The organism is Pseudomonas sp. NPDC089554, assembly GCF_050280645.1.
Lineage (GTDB): Bacteria > Pseudomonadota > Gammaproteobacteria > Pseudomonadales > Pseudomonadaceae > Aquipseudomonas.
In genome coordinates this window covers 31951-48970 of the sequence record NZ_JBNNVR010000033.1, presented here as the reverse complement: position 1 = coordinate 48970, position 17020 = coordinate 31951, and the positions used below count along the sequence as shown (strand labels likewise).

At 64.4% G+C, this 17020-nt stretch carries 15 protein-coding genes; 10 read left to right on the top strand and 5 right to left on the bottom strand.

Translation table 11 applies throughout. The annotated features are described in order from the left end of the window. Together ACQKPE_RS12485 and guaA are read left to right on the top strand one after the other, a co-directional pair. Positions 1-482 (top strand): IMP dehydrogenase (locus ACQKPE_RS12485; protein ID WP_427666207.1); only part of this gene is annotated, 482 nt, incomplete at its 5' end. A 77-nt stretch (positions 483-559) separates the two neighbouring features. After that, complete coding sequence (gene guaA / locus ACQKPE_RS12480) at positions 560-2137, top strand: glutamine-hydrolyzing GMP synthase (RefSeq protein ID WP_427666205.1); 1578 nt, start codon at positions 560-562, stop codon at positions 2135-2137. A gap of 103 nt (positions 2138-2240) precedes the next feature. Here the strand turns inward: guaA and ACQKPE_RS12475 are convergent, their stop codons facing one another. After that, complete coding sequence (locus ACQKPE_RS12475; RefSeq protein WP_427666203.1) at positions 2241-3170, bottom strand: DMT family transporter; 930 nt, start codon at positions 3168-3170, stop codon at positions 2241-2243. A 106-nt stretch (positions 3171-3276) separates the two neighbouring features. Here ACQKPE_RS12475 and ACQKPE_RS12470 point away from each other — a divergent pair, with 106 nt between their 5' ends. The 3 genes from ACQKPE_RS12470 (at position 3277) to ACQKPE_RS12460 (ending at position 6376) form a co-directional block, all read left to right on the top strand. Beyond that, positions 3277-4128, top strand: a complete 852-nt coding sequence (locus ACQKPE_RS12470; protein ID WP_427666201.1) for a LysR family transcriptional regulator — start codon at positions 3277-3279, stop codon at positions 4126-4128. Positions 4129-4272: 144 nt separating this feature from the next. Further along, a complete protein-coding gene (locus ACQKPE_RS12465) occupies positions 4273-5199 on the top strand; it encodes an AraC family transcriptional regulator N-terminal domain-containing protein (protein ID WP_427666199.1) in 927 nt (308 codons plus the stop codon). A 121-nt stretch (positions 5200-5320) separates the two neighbouring features. Further along, positions 5321-6376 carry an aldo/keto reductase gene (locus ACQKPE_RS12460; protein WP_427666197.1) on the top strand — a complete coding sequence of 352 codons (1056 nt, stop codon included), beginning with the start codon at positions 5321-5323 and terminating at the stop codon, positions 6374-6376. A 12-nt stretch (positions 6377-6388) separates the two neighbouring features. Here the strand turns inward: ACQKPE_RS12460 and ACQKPE_RS12455 are convergent, their stop codons facing one another. Then, positions 6389-7249: a LysR family transcriptional regulator gene (locus tag ACQKPE_RS12455; protein ID WP_427666195.1), complete on the bottom strand. Its 861-nt coding sequence runs from the start codon at positions 7247-7249 to the stop codon at positions 6389-6391. On the opposite strand from ACQKPE_RS12455, the gene ACQKPE_RS12450 reads away from it, so the two are divergent. From ACQKPE_RS12450 to ACQKPE_RS12440, 3 genes are read left to right on the top strand one after another with little or no spacing between them, the layout of a single operon-like run. Beyond that, complete coding sequence (locus tag ACQKPE_RS12450) at positions 7149-8177, top strand: NADPH-dependent F420 reductase (RefSeq protein ID WP_427666193.1); 1029 nt, start codon at positions 7149-7151, stop codon at positions 8175-8177. The genes ACQKPE_RS12455 and ACQKPE_RS12450 overlap by 101 nt on opposite strands. A gap of 48 nt (positions 8178-8225) precedes the next feature. Continuing rightward, the gene (locus ACQKPE_RS12445; RefSeq protein ID WP_427666191.1) at positions 8226-8924 is read left to right on the top strand and encodes an NADPH-dependent F420 reductase; all 699 of its coding nucleotides are present in this window, start codon (positions 8226-8228) and stop codon (positions 8922-8924) included. A 32-nt stretch (positions 8925-8956) separates the two neighbouring features. Then, positions 8957-9721, top strand: a complete 765-nt coding sequence (locus tag ACQKPE_RS12440) for an SDR family NAD(P)-dependent oxidoreductase (protein WP_427666189.1) — start codon at positions 8957-8959, stop codon at positions 9719-9721. Between the two features lie 36 nt (positions 9722-9757). Here the strand turns inward: ACQKPE_RS12440 and ACQKPE_RS12435 are convergent, their stop codons facing one another. Together ACQKPE_RS12435 and ACQKPE_RS12430 are read right to left on the bottom strand one after the other, a co-directional pair. Further along, positions 9758-12706 (bottom strand): dermonecrotic toxin domain-containing protein, encoded by a 2949-nt coding sequence (locus ACQKPE_RS12435; protein ID WP_427666187.1) that lies wholly within the window; start codon positions 12704-12706, stop codon positions 9758-9760. A 90-nt stretch (positions 12707-12796) separates the two neighbouring features. Beyond that, on the bottom strand, positions 12797-13468 hold the full coding sequence (locus ACQKPE_RS12430; protein WP_427666185.1) for a class I SAM-dependent methyltransferase: 672 nt from the start codon (positions 13466-13468) through the stop codon (positions 12797-12799). Positions 13469-13661: 193 nt separating this feature from the next. Here ACQKPE_RS12430 and ACQKPE_RS12425 point away from each other — a divergent pair, with 193 nt between their 5' ends. Next, the gene (locus tag ACQKPE_RS12425) at positions 13662-15044 is read left to right on the top strand and encodes a multicopper oxidase family protein (RefSeq protein ID WP_427666183.1); all 1383 of its coding nucleotides are present in this window, start codon (positions 13662-13664) and stop codon (positions 15042-15044) included. Beyond that, entirely contained in the window at positions 15044-15523 is a 480-nt protein-coding gene (gene tadA, locus ACQKPE_RS12420; RefSeq protein WP_427666181.1) for a tRNA adenosine(34) deaminase TadA, read from the top strand. The genes ACQKPE_RS12425 and tadA overlap by 1 nt, the downstream gene beginning before the upstream one ends. Before the next feature lie 11 nt (positions 15524-15534). On the opposite strand, the gene mltF is transcribed toward tadA, so the two are convergent. Continuing rightward, positions 15535-16992 carry a membrane-bound lytic murein transglycosylase MltF gene (gene mltF, locus ACQKPE_RS12415; protein WP_427666179.1) on the bottom strand — a complete coding sequence of 486 codons (1458 nt, stop codon included), beginning with the start codon at positions 16990-16992 and terminating at the stop codon, positions 15535-15537. Positions 16993-17020: the final 28 nt, after the last annotated feature.

Sequence of the window (17020 nt, the reverse complement as noted above, 5' to 3'; positions counted from 1 at the left end):
AGGCGGGTTGTCGAATATCGTCGAGAAATCCCTGGGTTCGATCGTCAAGTCCGGCAGCCATCGTTGCAGGCGCCTCGTGCGTGATGATGGGTTCGATGTTCGCCGGTACCGAAGAAGCGCCGGGCGAAGTCGAGCTGTTCCAGGGCCGTTCCTACAAGGCCTACCGCGGCATGGGCTCGCTGGGTGCCATGGCACAGGCGCAAGGCTCCTCCGACCGCTACTTCCAGGATTCTTCGGCCGGTGCCGAGAAGCTGGTACCGGAAGGTATCGAAGGCCGCGTGCCGTACAAAGGCGCCCTGGCCGCGATCATCCACCAGCTGATGGGCGGCCTGCGGTCCTCCATGGGCTACACCGGCAGCGCGACCATCGACGAGATGCGCACCAAGCCGGAGTTCGTGCGCATCACCGGTGCTGGCATGGCCGAGTCCCACGTGCATGACGTGCAGATCACCAAAGAAGCCCCTAACTACCGCGTAGGCTGAGGCTTCAAGCAATAACCGAACGGGGCTGTCACGAACAGCCCCGCGTCGTTTCCGATTTCCACTGACGAGATTGAGTCATGGCCCTCGACATTCACGCTCACCGTATCCTGATCCTCGATTTCGGTTCCCAGTACACCCAGCTGATCGCCCGCCGCGTGCGCGAAATCGGCGTGTACTGCGAACTGCACCCCTTCGACATGGACGATGACGCGATCCGCGAATTCAACCCGCGCGGCATCATCCTGGCCGGTGGCCCCGAGTCGGTTCACGAAGCCAACAGCCCACGCGCGCCGCAGGCGGTATTCGACCTGAAGGTGCCGGTACTGGGCATCTGCTACGGCATGCAGACCATGGCCGAGCAGATGGGCGGCAAGGTCGAAGGTTCCGACCTGCGTGAATTCGGCTACGCCCGCGTTGACGTAGTCGGCAAGAGCCGCCTGCTCGACGGCATCGAAGACCACGTCGACGACGACGGCGTACTGGGCCTGGACGTGTGGATGAGCCACGGCGACAAGGTCACCCAGATGCCGGGCAACTTCCATGTACTGGCCAGCACCCCGAGCTGCCCGATCGCCGGCATGTACGACGATTCGCTGGGCTACTACGGCGTACAGTTCCACCCGGAAGTGACCCACACCAAGCAGGGCGGTCGCATCCTCTCGCGTTTCGTGCAGGACATCTGCGGCTGTGAAGCCCTGTGGACCGCCTCCAACATCGTCGAAGACGCCATCGCCCAGGTGCGTGCGCAAGTCGGTTCGGCCAACGTCCTGCTGGGCCTGTCCGGCGGTGTCGACTCCTCGGTGGTTGCCGCGCTGCTGCACCGCGCCATCGGCGACCAGCTGACCTGCGTATTCGTCGACAACGGCCTGCTGCGCCTGCACGAGGGCGACCAGGTGATGGCCATGTTCAAGGAGAACATGGGCGTCAAGGTGATCCGCGCCGATGCCGAGAAGCAGTTCCTCGACAACCTGGAAGGCGAAGCCGACCCTGAGAAGAAGCGCAAGATCATCGGCCGCACCTTCATCGACGTGTTCGATGCAGAAGCCAGCAAGCTTGAGAACATCCAGTTCCTCGCCCAGGGCACCATCTACCCCGACGTGATCGAGTCGGCCGGCGCCAAGAGCGGCAAGGCCCACGTGATCAAGACGCACCACAACGTCGGTGGCCTGCCGGAGGAAATGAACCTCAAGCTGGTCGAGCCGCTGCGCGAGCTGTTCAAGGACGAAGTACGCAAGATCGGCCTGGAGCTGGGCCTGCCGTACGATATGGTCTACCGCCACCCGTTCCCAGGCCCGGGCCTGGGCGTGCGTATCCTCGGTGAAGTGAAGAAGGAATACGCCGACATCCTGCGTCGCGCCGACCATATCTTCATCGAAGAACTGCGCAAGGCCGACTGGTACCACAAGACCAGCCAGGCGTTCGTGGTGTTCCAGCCGGTGAAATCGGTGGGTGTGGTCGGCGATGGCCGCCGCTACGCCTGGGTCGTCGCGCTGCGCGCGGTCGAGACCGTGGACTTCATGACCGCACGTTGGGCGCACCTGCCGTACGAACTGCTGGAGACCGTAAGTGGTCGCATCATCAACGAGATCGACGGGATCTCGCGAGTGACCTACGACGTGTCGAGCAAGCCGCCCGCGACTATCGAGTGGGAATGATCGGGGGCCGGTATTGACCGGCAGCCGTTAGCGAGACAAGACCGAAAGCCCGCGTAACTGCGGGCTTTTGGCGTTTTTAGGCAGTGCATTCGGCTGGTTGTCGTTATTGCAGCGCTCGTTCCGCCCGCACCACCATCCAAATCCCCAACCCCGAAACCCCAGTCCCCACCAGCATCAACCACGACAGCGGCTCACCAAACATGGCCCAAGCCCACACCAACGTGACCGCCGGGCTCAGATAAAGCACGCTGGCCACCCGGGTCGGCGACGAGCGCCGCAGGCAAACCCAGTACAGCCCATAGCCGCCAAGGGTGGACAACGCCGCCGTCCACAGCACGCTCACCGCAAACCCGCTACTCGCCACCGGCATCAGGCTACCTTCCAGCCCCGCCAGCCAGGCGAAGGCCACCGCCGACACCGCGCATTGCACCCACAGGTTGGGCAGCATCCCCAACGACGCCTCGGAATGCGCATGCTTCTGCCACAACGTCGCCACCGCCAGCGACAGCATGCCCAGCAGCGGCAGGCCATAGGCCCAAAGCGGCGCGCTGCCCCAGGCCAATGCATCGTGCGACACCAGTGCGACGCCCAGCAGGCCGACGAACAAGCCAGTCCAGCCAAGCCGACCCAGCCGATGGCCGGGCAGGCCCAGCGCCAGCAGGGCGGTGCCGAGGGGGAGCAGGTCGGCAATCAACGCGGCCAGCCCAGCCGGAACGCCCAGTTCGATGCCCTTGACGACCCCCGCCACGTAGCCCGCCATCGCCAGCAGGCCAATGCCGGCATGGCGCAGCAGCACGGCAGCCGAAGCGCGGCGCAGTGCACCGATGGCCCACGGCAGCAACACCAGGGACACCAGCACGCAGCGCCAGAACACCACCAGGAACGCCGGCGCGTGGTCGATCGAGAAACGTGCCCCCACGAAACCTGAACTCCAGGCCACCACCAATGCCGCTTCCAGCACCAGCAGGGGAATGACGATACGCACGTCGGTCGTGGTGCGGCGGTCGATGACGGGGACGTCTGAATCAGGCATGGAGATCTCGCTCGTCGGCAGGCTTGTCAGAGACCTTGACCTTAAAACCGAGCTTTAATTAAATAAATCAAAACATACTGGCTAACTTATTCAGTGAATCGAAATTATGAGTCAAGTGCTTGATATAGAACTGCTGCGCACCTTCCAGGCAGTTGCCCAGCTCGGCCAGTTCCGCGCCGCTGCCGAGCACCTGCACCGCAGCCCTGCCGCCATCAGCATGCACATCCAGCGGCTCGAGAGCGTGGCCGGTGGGCGGTTGCTGGAGCGAGACAATCAGTCGGTCGCGCTGACGCCGCTGGGCCGGCGGCTGCTGGCCGGCGCGGTCGATCTGCTGGGGCGCCACGACAAGGTGTTGGGCGAGCTGCACGGCACGCAACTGGCAGGGCATATCAAGCTGGGGGTGCCTGACGAATACGCCGTGCATGTCATTCGCGACGTACTCCCGCTGTTCGCGGCAACATGGCCCAACGTGCGGCTCGATGTGGTCACTGCGCCCAGCTTGACGCTGCGCGCGCAGGTCGAGCGTGGGCGGTTGCACTTGGCAGTGGCAGTGCGGCCTGTCGGCCCAGGTAGCACTGCCCAGGCATTGGCTTTCACTACGCCGGTCTGGGTGGGCGGCGGTACGTTGGCAGAAAGCCTGCCCGACCCGCTTCCCCTGGCCCTGCATGCCACCCAATGCCCTTACCGCGATGCCATGACCGGCGCGCTCGATCAGGCGGGCCGAGCTTGGCGGATTATCCTGAGCAGCCCGTCCAGCCAGGCAGTGGAAGCTTGTGTCGAAGCAGGCCTGGGCGTGAGCCTGGTTGACCGCTCGCGAATCACGGCAGGTATGCGGGTACTGGACGAGTTGCCGCCTGTCGCTGCGCACGAGGTCGTGCTGCTGCGCGCTGTTTCGGCCCAAGAGAACCCCGCCGCGAACCTGCTCGACAGCATTCTGCGCAAGCACCTGAAACCCTGAGCCAGCGCCATACACCGCGCTGTTCTTTCCGCGGGCAGGCCCGCTTCTACACGAGTTGCGTAGTTGCTCTACGGGGACACCACCGCCCACAGGTGCATTTGTGTACGATTATCCGCCTGTGCCGCCCATTCTCGGACCTTTGCGATGAGCTCCCACTTCCCCGAAATCGCCAGCAACCGCGCCGAAATCACCGCCGCCCTCGCCGCCCTCGCCAGCCGCCACGCACCGGTCGACGGGGAACACTCGATGGCCGCGATTCCGGCACTGCATTTCCTGCGCTATTCCACGCCCGGCAAGGAACAGGCCGCCTTCGCCAAGGTGTCGCTGATCTTCGCAGCCCAAGGCGCCAAGACCGTGTTCGCCGGCAAGGCCGCCTACTACTACGACACCGCGCACTGCCTGCTGACCTCCATCGACATGCCCGTCACCGGCCGGGTGGAGCAAGCCAGCCGCGAGTGCCCCTACCTGTGTTTCTACCTGGAAATCGACCTGCGCCAGGTCGCCGAACTGGTCGCGGCGCATCAACTGCCGCCGCCGGATGCGCCACAGCATGGCCTGGGCATCAGCGCCGGCGAGTTGCCGCTGGATGTGCTGGAAGCCTGCTACCGCCTGGCCAAACTGTTGGACACGCCCAAGCACATCCCGGTGTTGGCACCGTTGATCGAGCGGGAAATCCTCTATCGCCTGCTGATGAGTAGCCAGGGCATGCGCCTGCGCCAGGCGCTGGTTGCCGGCGGTCGCACCTTCAAGGTCAACCGCGCGGTGGAGTGGATCAAGGCTCATTACGACGCGCCGCTGCGCATCGAAGAGTTGGTGCGCCACGCCAACATGAGCGTGTCGTCGCTGCACCAGCACTTCAAGGAAGCCACCGGCCTCAGCCCGCTGCAATACCAGAAGCGCCTGCGCCTGTTCGCAGCGCGTAGCATGATGCTCAAGCAACCCCGCGATGTGGGCGTGGTGGCCGGTGCCGTGGGCTACGACAACCTTTCGCAGTTCCACCGCGAGTACAAGCGGCTGTTCGGCTTCCCGCCGTTGCAGGATGCCAACCGGCTGCGCGCCGAAAGCGATTGAGCGTTTTCGATTCGGACTTTTGTGCAGCGCTTTCGGTGGAACATGCAGCGCAAGCACGTCCTGGCACCGAATACTTTCTCCATGCAGTCACTCCAACATCGCGACCGCAGGGAGAACCCTCATGCAATACACCACCCTTGGTAACACCGGTTTGATCGTCTCGCGCCTGTGCCTGGGCACCATGACCTTCGGCGACGGCGCGGGCATCTACAAGCACATCGGCGGCGCCGGCCAGCAGGAGGCCGACCAGTTGGTCAAGGCCGCGCTGGACAGCGGCGTGAACTTCTTCGACAGCGCCGATGTGTATTCAGGTGGCGCCAGCGAGCAGGTGCTGGGCCAGGCGTTTCGCAACCTGGGCCTGGCCCGCAGCGACTACGTGCTGGCCACCAAGGGCTACATGCGCATGGGGCCGGGGCGCAACGACGTCGGGGCCTCGCGTGGGCACATCATGAACGCTGTAGAAGCCAGCTTGAAACGTCTGCGCACCGACCATATCGACTTGTACCAGATCCACGCCAACGACCCGCTCACCCCGGTCGAAGAGACCCTGCGTGCACTGGATGACCTGGTGCACCAGGGCAAGGTGCGCTACGTCGGCGTGTCCAACTGGCAGGCCTGGAAGATCGCCCGTTCGCTGGGCGTTTCCGAGCACCGCAACCTGTCGCGTTTCGAGACCGTGCAGGCCTACTACTCGCTCGCCGGCCGCGATGTGGAGCGTGAGATCGTACCCATGCTGGAGGCTGAGAAAATGGGCATGCTGGTGTGGAGCCCGCTGGCCGGTGGGCTGCTGTCCGGCAAGTTCAGCCGTGACAAGCAGAAGCCGGGCGACTCGCGGCGTAGCGAATTCGACTTCCCGTTGGTGGACCGTGAACGGGCCTGGAATGTCATCGACGTGTTGTTACCCATCGCCGAGGCTCACGGTTGCAGCCCTGCGCGTGTAGCACTGGCCTGGTTGCTGTCGCGCCCGGTGGTCACCTCGGTGATTGTCGGGGCCAAGCGTATCGAGCAGTTGCAGGACAACCTCGGCGCAATCGACCTGCAACTGAGTGCCGACGAACTCAAGCAACTGGACGACGTCAGCAGCCTGCCGCCTGAATACCCCGGCTGGATGCTGGAAACCCAGGGCGCCGACCGCCTGGGGCCTATCGACCTGTGGTCTAAAGTTTCCGCCTCCTGAAGTACACCCCGGTCAGTCGAATGCGGCCAAGCTCAGGTCGACGAAGCTGCGCACCTTCGGGTCCATGTAGCGGCTCGAGGCGAACAGGGCATGCACCGGGGCGGGTGCCTCGGCCCAGCCGGGGAGTACGTGGCGCAAGCTACCTTGCGCCACCTGCGGCTGCGCCACGAAACGCGGCAGTTGCGCGATGCCCAGCCCGGCCAGTGCCAGGTTGTTCGCGGCGATGATGCTGTTGACCGCGCAGCGCGGCGTGGCCGTGACCTTCTGGTTGGCCGCGCCGTTGAGCAGGTTCCAATGGGCGCGGCCACGCAGTGTCTTCATGATCAGGTCGTACTGCATCAGGTCGCTGACGGTCGCCAGCGCCGGTGCCTGCTCGAGGTAGCCGGGGGCGGCGTAAAGGCCGTAGTCGACCTCGCCGAGCCGCCGGGCGCTGAGGCCGGAGTCCTCCAGGCTGCCGACGCGGATCGCCACGTCGAAGCCTTCATGGATGATGTCCACCAGGCGGTTGGTGTATTCCACCTCGACTGACACCTTCGGCGCCTGGCGCAGGAATGCCGCGATCCAGCGGTCCACCACCAGTGGGCCGAACTCCGAGCCCGCGGTGATCTTCAGCAGCCCCATGGGCTCGCGGGACTGCTGCGCCACCGCCGCCTCGGCAGCCTCGGCGGCGCTGAGAATGCACATGGCACGCTCGAAATAGTCGCGGCCCACTTCGGTCACGCTCAGCCTGCGGGTCGAGCGGGTGAGCAGCTGTGCGCCGAGCTTTTCTTCCATGCGGCGGATGATGCGACTGACCCGGGCCTTGTCGGTACCGAGGCGGTCCGCTGCCTGGGTGAAGGAGCCATCGGTGACGACCGCTGCGAACACGCGCATTTCGGGTAGATCGATTGATGTATTCATGGACAACAGTATTTGGCTTTTGCCTGTATTTATCAATTATCGCGTCAATTCTACAGTGAACCTCCAGTCGTTTTTCTCTGTAGAAGGACCCCGCAACATGACCCAGACCATCGGTATCATCGGCTCCGGCCTTGTTGGCAAAGCCCTCGCACACCTCGCCATCGCGGCAGGCTACAACGTGGTGATCAGCAACTCCCGTGGCCCCGAGTCGCTGGCAGGCCTTGTCAAGGCGCTCGGCCCTCAGGCTCGCGCAGGTTCCGTCGAAGAAGCCATCGCCGCTGCCGACATCGTCTCGCTCTCACTGCCCCTGGCGGTGTTCCAGGCCCTGCCGGGCGATGGCTTCGCCGGCAAGGTGGTACTCGACCAGACCAACTACTACCCAGGCATCGGCGGTTTCCGCAGAGCCGACCTGGACAACGGCGAGCTGACCTCCAGCGAGCTGATACAGCGTCATCTGAAGGGCGCGAAAGTGGTCAAGGGCGTGCACAACCTGGGCTGGATTCACATGCAGCACAACGCCCGGCCCAAGGGCGATGCCGAGCGCACGACCTTGCCGATTGCCGGTGACGACACGGCAGCCAAGCAAACCGTCACACGCTTCATCGAGGCCATTGGCTACAACGTGGTCGATGCCGGTTCGCTGGCCGACAGCTGGCGCATCGAACCCAATACGCCGATCTACTTCTGGCCCTATGCCCCCACCCTGGCCGATGACCTCAGCGACGACGAGGCCAAGCGTGCCTACCAGAAAAGCGGCAAGCCGCTTTCCCCGCACGCCGCGCGACAACTGATCGCCACTGCGCAGCGTCCGTCGCCGATTGGCGGCACGCTGGAGGGCATGCCGCCGATCCATATCGCCTTGTTCCTCGAGCAGGCCAGCTCCGCCACTGTCCAGAGCTGATGCCCCCGCATCGAGCTTTTCCAGACAACCACAGGAGGCGCACAGCGCATGAAGGTTGGAATACTCAACACCGGCAATATCGGCAGCCGCCTCGCGCGGGCTTGGGCTGGCGCAGGGCATGAACTGCTGCTGGCCAAGGACGGCGAGGCGCGCAAACTCGCGCCGTTGCTGGCGGAACTGGGTGGGCGTGCCCGCCCCGGCACGTTCGAACAGGCCGCAAGCTTCGGCGAGGCAGTGCTGTTCTCGGTGTACTGGCCGCGCACCGATGCGGTGGTCGACGCCGTAGGCGATGCGCTCGACGGCAAGGTGGTGATCGAAACCATGAACCCGCTGGGTGTCAACGAAGCGTTCGAGCACTATCACGACCACGCCTTCATGCGTGACAACTCCACTGCCGAGTACCTGCAACAGCGGCTGCCCCGCGCACGCGTGGTCAAGGCCTTCAGCCTGCTGGCCGCCCCAGTGCTGGAGGCTGCGGCCTGGGCGCAGTCGCCGCTCAAGGCCAACGTGTTCTATGCCACTGACGACCCGCAGGCCGGGCAAGTCGTGCGGCGTCTGATCGAGGACGCAGGCCTCACCCCGATCAACGCCGGGCCGCTCAGTGCCGCCCGGCAGTTGGAGCAGCTCGGTGTACTGATGCATCAGGTGGCCGCCCATGAGTACGACGGCGATGCCGATCTCATCCGTCTGGGCCTTGCGGTACTCGAGGCGAACCCAGGCCCGGTCATTCGCGAGCGCGTCGTCTGAGGTTCGCGCAGCTATTCATTCAGGAGTTTGCAATGTCAGGTTCATTGGTTGGAAAAAATGCCTTGGTCACTGGCGGTTCGCGGGGCATTGGCCGCGCGATTGCCGAGCGACTGGCGAAAGAGGGGGCGACTGTCGCGCTGACCTACAACGCCAGCCAGGTCGACGCCGAGCAAGTCGTCGCTGCCATCGAGCAGGCCGGTGGGCGAGCCTTCGCGGTACATGCCGACCTGCTCGACGCCCAGGCCATCCCGGCGTTGTTCGAGCGGCTGGACGCTGAGTTCATCGAGCGCACAGGCCACGACGCCCTCGATATCCTCGTCAACAATGCCGGCAACGCGGGTTGGGGCGGCCTGGCCGATGCCACGCCGCAAAGTTGGGACACGATTTTCGCGGTGCATGCCCGGGCGCCGTTCTTCGTCGTCCAGGCCGCGTTGCGCCGCTTGGCCGACAACGCCCGGGTCATCAACGTTTCTTCCAGTGTCGGCGCGCGCGCCATGGCGGCAGTACCGATCTACTCCATGGCCAAGGCCAGTATCAACAACCTGACCCACGCACTCGCCCAGGAACTGGGGCCGCGCGGCATCACGGTGAATGCCGTGGCGCCAGGCTGGGTGCGCACCGACATGAATGCGGCCGTGCGCGAGAGTGCCGAGAGGGTCGAAGCCATCGAGTCCGACACCGCCCTGGGACGCTTTGGTGAAACCTCGGATATCGCGGCTGTCGTGGCGTTCCTGGCGTCCGACGGAGGCTGGGTGACTGGCCAGGTGATCGAAGCCAGCGGTGGGTACAAGCTCTGATCCTGTCTTGCCCACCGCCTTGTGCCCGGGTGTCGGTCAGAGGAGGAACTTGTACTTCATACCCATGTGCACCAGCGCCGTGCGGATTTGCGCCAGGTGATCGTAACGGCGGCCACTGACCGCAGGCCAGTCGGCCCGCTCCAGGTAGTAACGGGGGCCGTCCTGTTGGATCGGGGTGTATTTGAGTTGGCCGTTCCTGCCGCGATTCACCAGGTTCACTGTGCCCTCCACATCGGTGAAGGAAAAACTGCCGACCTTTTCCAGGACGGTCTGGAGGTCCCCGGTGGCGACCGGCTCCTTGAGCGCCGCCAGTAGGCGCAGGTCCGAGCGGGTGTAGCTGGTGGCCAGGTCGATGCCTATGCCGGTGTGCCCGGGGTCCAGGCCGATGCGTTCGGGTTGGCCGATGGGCACGTCCTGCACGCGCAAACCGATCGCGCCTTCGAGTTCGCTGACGCCAGGTACGCCGTCATAGCTATTGGCATGGGCAGCGCCTACCAACGCGATCCAACGGCTCTTGCCATGGGTCAGTTGGTCAGCCTCGATCACCTGGTGTGCGTAGAAGTTCATCATCTGTATGCGCGTTACACGCGAAGGTGTGCTTTCCCAGGCCTGGCGGTAGCTGGCCAGGCAGTCGATAGCGCGCAGGCGGATGCCTTGGCGTTGCGCGGCAACCAGTACTTGTCGGAACGTGTAGCGGCCGAGTCGGTCGGTCCTGTGGCCGCGGTCCTGCGCGTTGACGTAGTCGCTCAGGTCCTGTGGCATTTCTCCGGTTTGGCTGAACAGGTCCAGGTCGGCTTGATGAAAGTCCGTCATGAAGTGCTCCAGGTAAAGCACATCTACCTTCTGCTTCTTCAGCAGTGCCATGTTGTCGATCAGGAAACGCTTGCTGCCGGCTTGCGCATGAATTTCGCCTACTACCAGCCCTTCGCTTTCCTGGAATACCGCTTCGATGAGCTGCCTGGGGTTGGCGTTTGGGAGCAGCTCGGGTATGGCAGGCCGGGTGGGCAGGCTTGGGGCTTCGAAGAATGCCTGGGCATCGTTGGCCAGGGCGTCGCGCAAACGTCTGAACTCGACACAGGCGTTTTCCGTGGCGAAGTCGGTGCAGCCGTACACGCCACTCAAGCCACGGTCATCGGGGTTCAGGGTCTGGCGGCGTAGAAGCGGGCGCATATCCTCGGGCAGTTCGTAAGGGCTCGCGGCGTGTGGGGCTGGCTCGGGCGTGGGGGCCACGCGGTTGGTCAGTCGTCCCCAGATCTTCAACGTTTTGCGCGGCAGGCCGCCGCCTCGCAGGCCAGTGCGTTCGAGCGGTTGCCAGAGGCCCTGGTCGGTGCGGCGCAGCGGCACGTTGCGGTAGAACGAATAGGGGTTTTCCGGGTCGACCACCACCCAAGTCTGTAACTCCCCTACGTAACGCACCTGGTAGGGCAGGTCGTCGACCTGTGCGTAGAACTTGCCTTCCTGGGTATAGATGCCTGCCATCATGCCCTCTCCAGGCTCGCCGACGAGAATCTCGTTGGCTTCGAACGGGGCGAGCAGTGCGTGCTGCGGTACTGGCCTGAGTGGCTCTGGCACCCAGGTTTGCAGTTCGGCCTGGGTCGCCGGCTGTTCCTCCTGCGGTTCCAGGGCAGGCACTTCGTTGGGGTCGACCAACAGCTCGCCGTTTTCGCCAAACTCCTGGGCGGCATTAGCCCCGGCGCCAACCAGCAAGGTCGCGTTGAACAAGGTGTCGATGGCCGCGACCACCGCGCCCACCACCCCGGCCTGGCGCTCGGCGGTGGTGTGGCCATTGACCGCCTGGTCGATGTTCAGCCCGGTCTCGGCCAGCCCGGCGCCCACCACGGCCAACGCCACCGGCCAGTCCACCGCCGCCATGGCGCCGAACACCTGGCCGAAGGCTTTCAGGTAGCCGATCCACAGTTGTTTCCTGAGGTCGGCATTGGAGCGCAGGGCGAATTCGGCATCGTCATGCATGCGCTGGCGCGCGGCGTCACACAGGTGGCTGAAGGCATCGTCGGACAGGGTGGTGTCCAACTGGTTGAGCGCGTCATGGTCGTGGCCGCCCCAGTTGAAGAACAGCAGGTCGAGCATGTGGTTCAGGCCCACGGCATTGCCCCGCTCGGCATGGCTGGCCAGTGGGAAGTGGGCCATGAAGCGGGCGCGGTTGTCGGCCTGGTTGGTGTTCTCCAGCACCCACCAGTACAACGCCTTGCGGTCGGCGAAATAGTGCAATGCCTCGACCTCGCCAGGGGTGTAGAGGAACTGCCCGCCGTCTTGCAGCTCCACCCGCAGGATATCGCTGGCGACATGGCCGCCGATATCGAAGGTGCATAACCGGTAGCCGGGGCTGGGGGCGTGGGTTTCACGCAACTGCTCAAGGGTCGGTGGCAGTTCGCCCAGGCCCGACAGGGCGAGGGCGACCTGTCGTGCATGGATGGCCAAGGTGCGGTTGTCGTCGCTGGCATAGGTGTCCAGTACCTTGCCCAGGAAGTTGGCCTTGGCCAGGGTGCGGAAGTCGTCGGCCTGGGTGGCCCAGAACTGCGTGAGCTTGTGCTTGAACACGTTGGAGAAATCGATTTCCCAGAATGCGCTCAGCACATCGCCAGGGGCGATGCCGATCTCGTTGTGTTCATTGAACACGTCCTGAGGAGGGCCTTCGTTGTAGAACCCGGTGAGGTAGCCGAGCAGGTCGGCGTTGTCCTGGTCTTGCACGTCGAAGCGCTGCATCACCAGCTGCGGCAAGGTCAGCGATTGGTAGGGCTGTTCGTAGTGCTCCCAGCCGCTGAAGGTGTTCGGGCTGCTCTGGGCAGTGTGGAAGCGGTTGAGAAACACCTGGTCGGGATCGAGGCTGCCATGGCCGAGACGATCCAGCAGGGCTTGCGCGGTGTCGCGGGCCAGCTGGCGCATGTCTGGGCAGGTGCTGGCCACCGCGGCGGCCAGTTGCTGGAGTTGCTGGTGAGCGGAGTTGTGCGGGTTGCTGTCAGGCATGGGGAATTCCTCGTGGTCGAGAGTTCCCCAGCTTGGTCGCAGCGGGTGCAGGAGAGGCCTTAGCGGGTTGCTACCCGCTGAAGTGCTTGCTCAGGCCCGGTAGGCCACCCATCCCTTGAAGGTCAGGGCGCAGTAGAACAGTTGCACATCGACGAAGCCGGCCTCGCGCAGCAGTGCCACATCCTGTTCTGGCGCCAGCACCGGCAGATGCGCCTTCATGGCCGCGATGTTGTTCGCTGTCTGCTCCGGTGTCGTCCCGGCAGGGCTGGCGAAGGCTGCATTGCGCATCAGCCACAGGTCCTGCTCCGGGCCCTGGTTGGGGAAGCTGTGATGGGCAACCACCAGCGGGGCACCGGGTTTGAGTCGGCGGTGGAGTTCGCGCAGGGTGCGAAGGCGTTCGTCCTTTGCCAGGAAATGCAGGGTCAGCAGGCACGTAGCGGCGTCGAAGGGGCCTTCGGCGGCGCTGTCTATATAGCCTTCGTGCAGCATCACCCGCTCGCCCAGTGGGCCGAGCAGGGTGCGGGCCAGGTCGAGCATCTGCATCGAGGGGTCGACCCCGGTAAAGCGCCAGTGTGGCTGTCGTTCGGCCAGGGCCTTGAGCTCCAGCCCGCCACCTGCGCCGAGTACCAGCACCTCGGCAGCGCTGGGCGCGCGTTCGGCCAGCAGTAGGGCGGCCATCTTGTGCAGGTCGTGCAGGCCAGGGACGATGCGTTCGGTACGCTGGATGTAGTCCGCGACCTGGGCCGGGTCGGTAAAGCTCATGGGCAAGCTCCTGGTCAGCTAATGGGGCGTTATGGCTTCCATGCTACGGCACCTGTCAAGACTCGGCGGGCCGGCCATGAAACACCGTGACAACAGTTCACTTAATATTTCTCAATTGCAGGTGTATCGTATTTGCCCTTCATTGCCAGCCATGCTGGCAGCTTGATTGCGCGATAACGAGGTACCTGCACCGATGTCCTTTACCCGTCGACAAATGCTCAAGGGCCTGACCGGCCTCGTTGTAGTGGGCCTGGGCGCTGGAGGCGCGGCACGCTACTGGCTGGGCAAGGTCGAGGACGAGCAGGCCGGCCACGACTACGAGTTGATCGCCGCGCCCCTGGATGTCGAACTGGTGCCGGGCCACAAGACCGAGGCCTGGGCGTTCGGCCCTTCTGCACCGGGCACTGAATTGCGGGTACGCCAGGGCACCTGGCTGCGGGTGCGCTTCATCAACCGTCTGCCGGTCGAGACCACCATCCATTGGCATGGCATCCGCCTGCCGCTGGAAATGGATGGCGTGCCCTACGTGTCGCAATTGCCGGTCAAGCCGGGCGAATTCTTCGACTACAAGTTCCGTGTGCCGGATGCTGGCAGCTACTGGTATCACCCCCATGTCAGCAGCTCCGAGGAGCTGGGGCGTGGGCTGGTCGGGCCGTTGATCGTCGAGGAGCGCGAGCCCACCGGGTTCGTGCACGAGCGCACCCTGAGCCTGAAGAACTGGCACGTGGACGAGCAGGGCGCCTGGCTGCCGTTCAGCATTCCGCGCGAGGCGGCCCGCAACGGTACGGCAGGCCGGCTGATCACCATCAATGGCCAGGCCGATGCAGTGACCGAGCTGCCCGCCGGGCAGGTGGTGCGCCTGCGCCTGCTCAACCTGGACAACACCTGGACCTACCGCCTCAACCTCAAGGGCAACTACGAGGCGCGGGTGTATGCCCTCGATGGCAACCCGGTTACCCCACGCCCGCTGGATGAGGACTACTGGCTCGGCCCTGGCATGCGTATCTGCCTGGCCATTCGCATTCCCGAGGCGGGCGAGGAAATTTCCCTGCGTGATGGTTTCGTGCGCCTGGGCACCTTGCGTTCGGTGGCCAGTAGCGATGCACCGAGCGACTGGCCCAAGGCCCTGCCGGCGAACCCAATCCCCGAGCCGGACCTTGAGAACGCCGAGAAGCTCAACTTCAATTTCGAGTGGGCCGGCAAGGTCTCGGTGAACACCGAGAACGGCAAGCCGCCGACCCTCTGGCAGATCAACGGCCAGGCCTGGGATATCACCGACAAGACCTGCGCCGATCGGCCGATCGCGACCTTGAAGCTCGGCAAGAGCTACATCCTCGAACTGAAGAACATGACCCAGTACCAGCACCCGATCCACCTGCACGGCATGAGTTTCAAGGTGATCGCCTCCAGTAACCGCAAGATCGTCGAGCCGTGGTTCACCGACACTTACCTGCTGGGCAAGAACGAACGCGCCCAGGTGGCGCTGGTAGCCGATAACCCCGGCACCTGGATGTTCCACTGCCATGTCATCGACCACATGGAAACCGGCCTGATGGCCGCGATCGCGGTGGTCTGATGCGCCCTCGGATCATCGATCGCAGTCGCGACCAGGAATTCATGCAACTGGCCCTGGCGCTGGCCGCCGAAGGCGCGGCGCTGGGCGAGGTGCCGGTGGGGGCAGTGCTGGTGCAGCATGGCCAGGTGATCGGACGCGGCTTCAACCGCCCGATCACCGACAGCGACCCGAGTGCCCATGCCGAAATGGTCGCCATTCGCGACGCGGCCAAGGTGGCAAGCAACTACCGGCTGCCGGGCAGCACCCTGTACGTGACCCTGGAGCCCTGCAGCATGTGTGCGGGGTTGATCGTGCATTCGCGCGTCGAACGGGTGGTGTATGGCGCGCTGGAGCCCAAGGCGGGCGTGGTGCAGAGCCAGGGGCAGTTCTTTGCCCAGGGCTTCTTGAACCATCGCGTGCTGTATGAAGGTGGGGTGCTGGGCGAGGAGTGTGGGCGGATTTTGAGCGAGTTCTTCAAGGCGCGGCGGGCCAGGGGCTAGCCGACCCAGGCTCACATCGGCGGCGTGGATTGCGCCGGCTTGTCCTTGTTGATCCCCGGCACCTGCAAATTGCCCTCGGCCGCCGGGCCTTCGAGCTGCGGCTGGGTCACCCAGGTGAGGATGTCGTAGTAACGACGGATGTTGGCGACGAAATGCACCGGCTCGCCGCCGCGCGCGTAACCGTACTTGGTCTTGCTGTACCACTGCTTCTGCGACAGGCGCGGCAGCATCTTCTTCACGTCCAGCCACTTGTTCGGGTTCAGGCCCTCGCGCTTGGCCAGGGTGCGGGCATCTTCCAGGTGGCCGCTGCCGACGTTGTAGGCCGCCAGGGCGAACCAGGTGCGGTCCGGCTCCTTGACGCTGTCGTCGAGCTGCGCCTTGACCACCATGAAGTACTTGGCGCCACCCTGGATGCTCTGCTTGGGGTCGAGGCGGTTGGATACGCCCATGGCCTGGGCGGTGCGCTGGGTCAGCATCATCAGGCCGCGCACGCCGGTCTTGGAGGTGACCTCCGGCTGCCAGAGCGACTCCTGGTAGCCGATCGCGGCGAGCAAACGCCAGTCCACCTGCTCGACCTTGGCCGAGGCGCGGAAGTGCTTCTCGTACTTGGGCAGGCGCTGTTGCAGGTGCTGGGCAAAGGTGTAGGCGCCCACATAGCCCAGTACATCGACATGGCCGTAGTAGCGGTCCTTCAGGCGCTGCAAGGTGCCGTTCTTCTGCGACTTGTCGAGGAATTCGTTGATCTCGTTGAGCAGGCTGTTGTCCTCGCCTGCGGCCACGGCCCAGCGCTGGTCGCGGGCATCGCCCAGGTCGAAGGCCACGCGCACGTTGGAGAAGTAGACCTGGTTCATCGCCAGTTCGTTGGAGTCGACCAGGGTCAGGTCGATTTGCCCCTCATCGACCATGCGCAGTAGGTCGACCACTTCTACCGCGTCGGACTCTTCGTATTGCAGCTCGGGGTACTGCGTCTTCAACGCCGCCAGTTGCTCGGCATGGCTGCTGCCCTTGAGCACCATGATCTTCTTGCCGACCAGGTCCTTGGGCTCGGTGGGGCGCGAGCGGCCATTGCGGTAGACCACCTGCGGGGTCACTTCCAGGTACGGGTGGGAGAAGCGTGCCTGGACCGTGCGCTGTTCGCTGCTGACCAGGCCCGCGGCGGCCAGCACCGGGCCCGAAGGCTTGCCCAGCTGGTTGAACAGCTCGTCGAGGTTGTCGGCGGTCTGGATCTCCAGCTTCACCCCCAAATCGTCGGCGAAGTGCTTGACCAGTTCGTACTCGAAGCCGGTTTCGCCGTTGCGGTCCTGGAAATAGGTGGCCGGGCTGTTGCGGGTGATGACGCGCAGCACGCCGTCCTCCTTGACTCGCTCGAGGGTGCTGGGTTTTTCAACACAGGCACCGAGCATCAGGAAGAGACCGGTTGCGAAGAGCCATGTGGCGCAGCGCTGGCGCAAAACAGTGTGGAGGGACATAGGCAGCAGTATACGCAAACGACCGCCC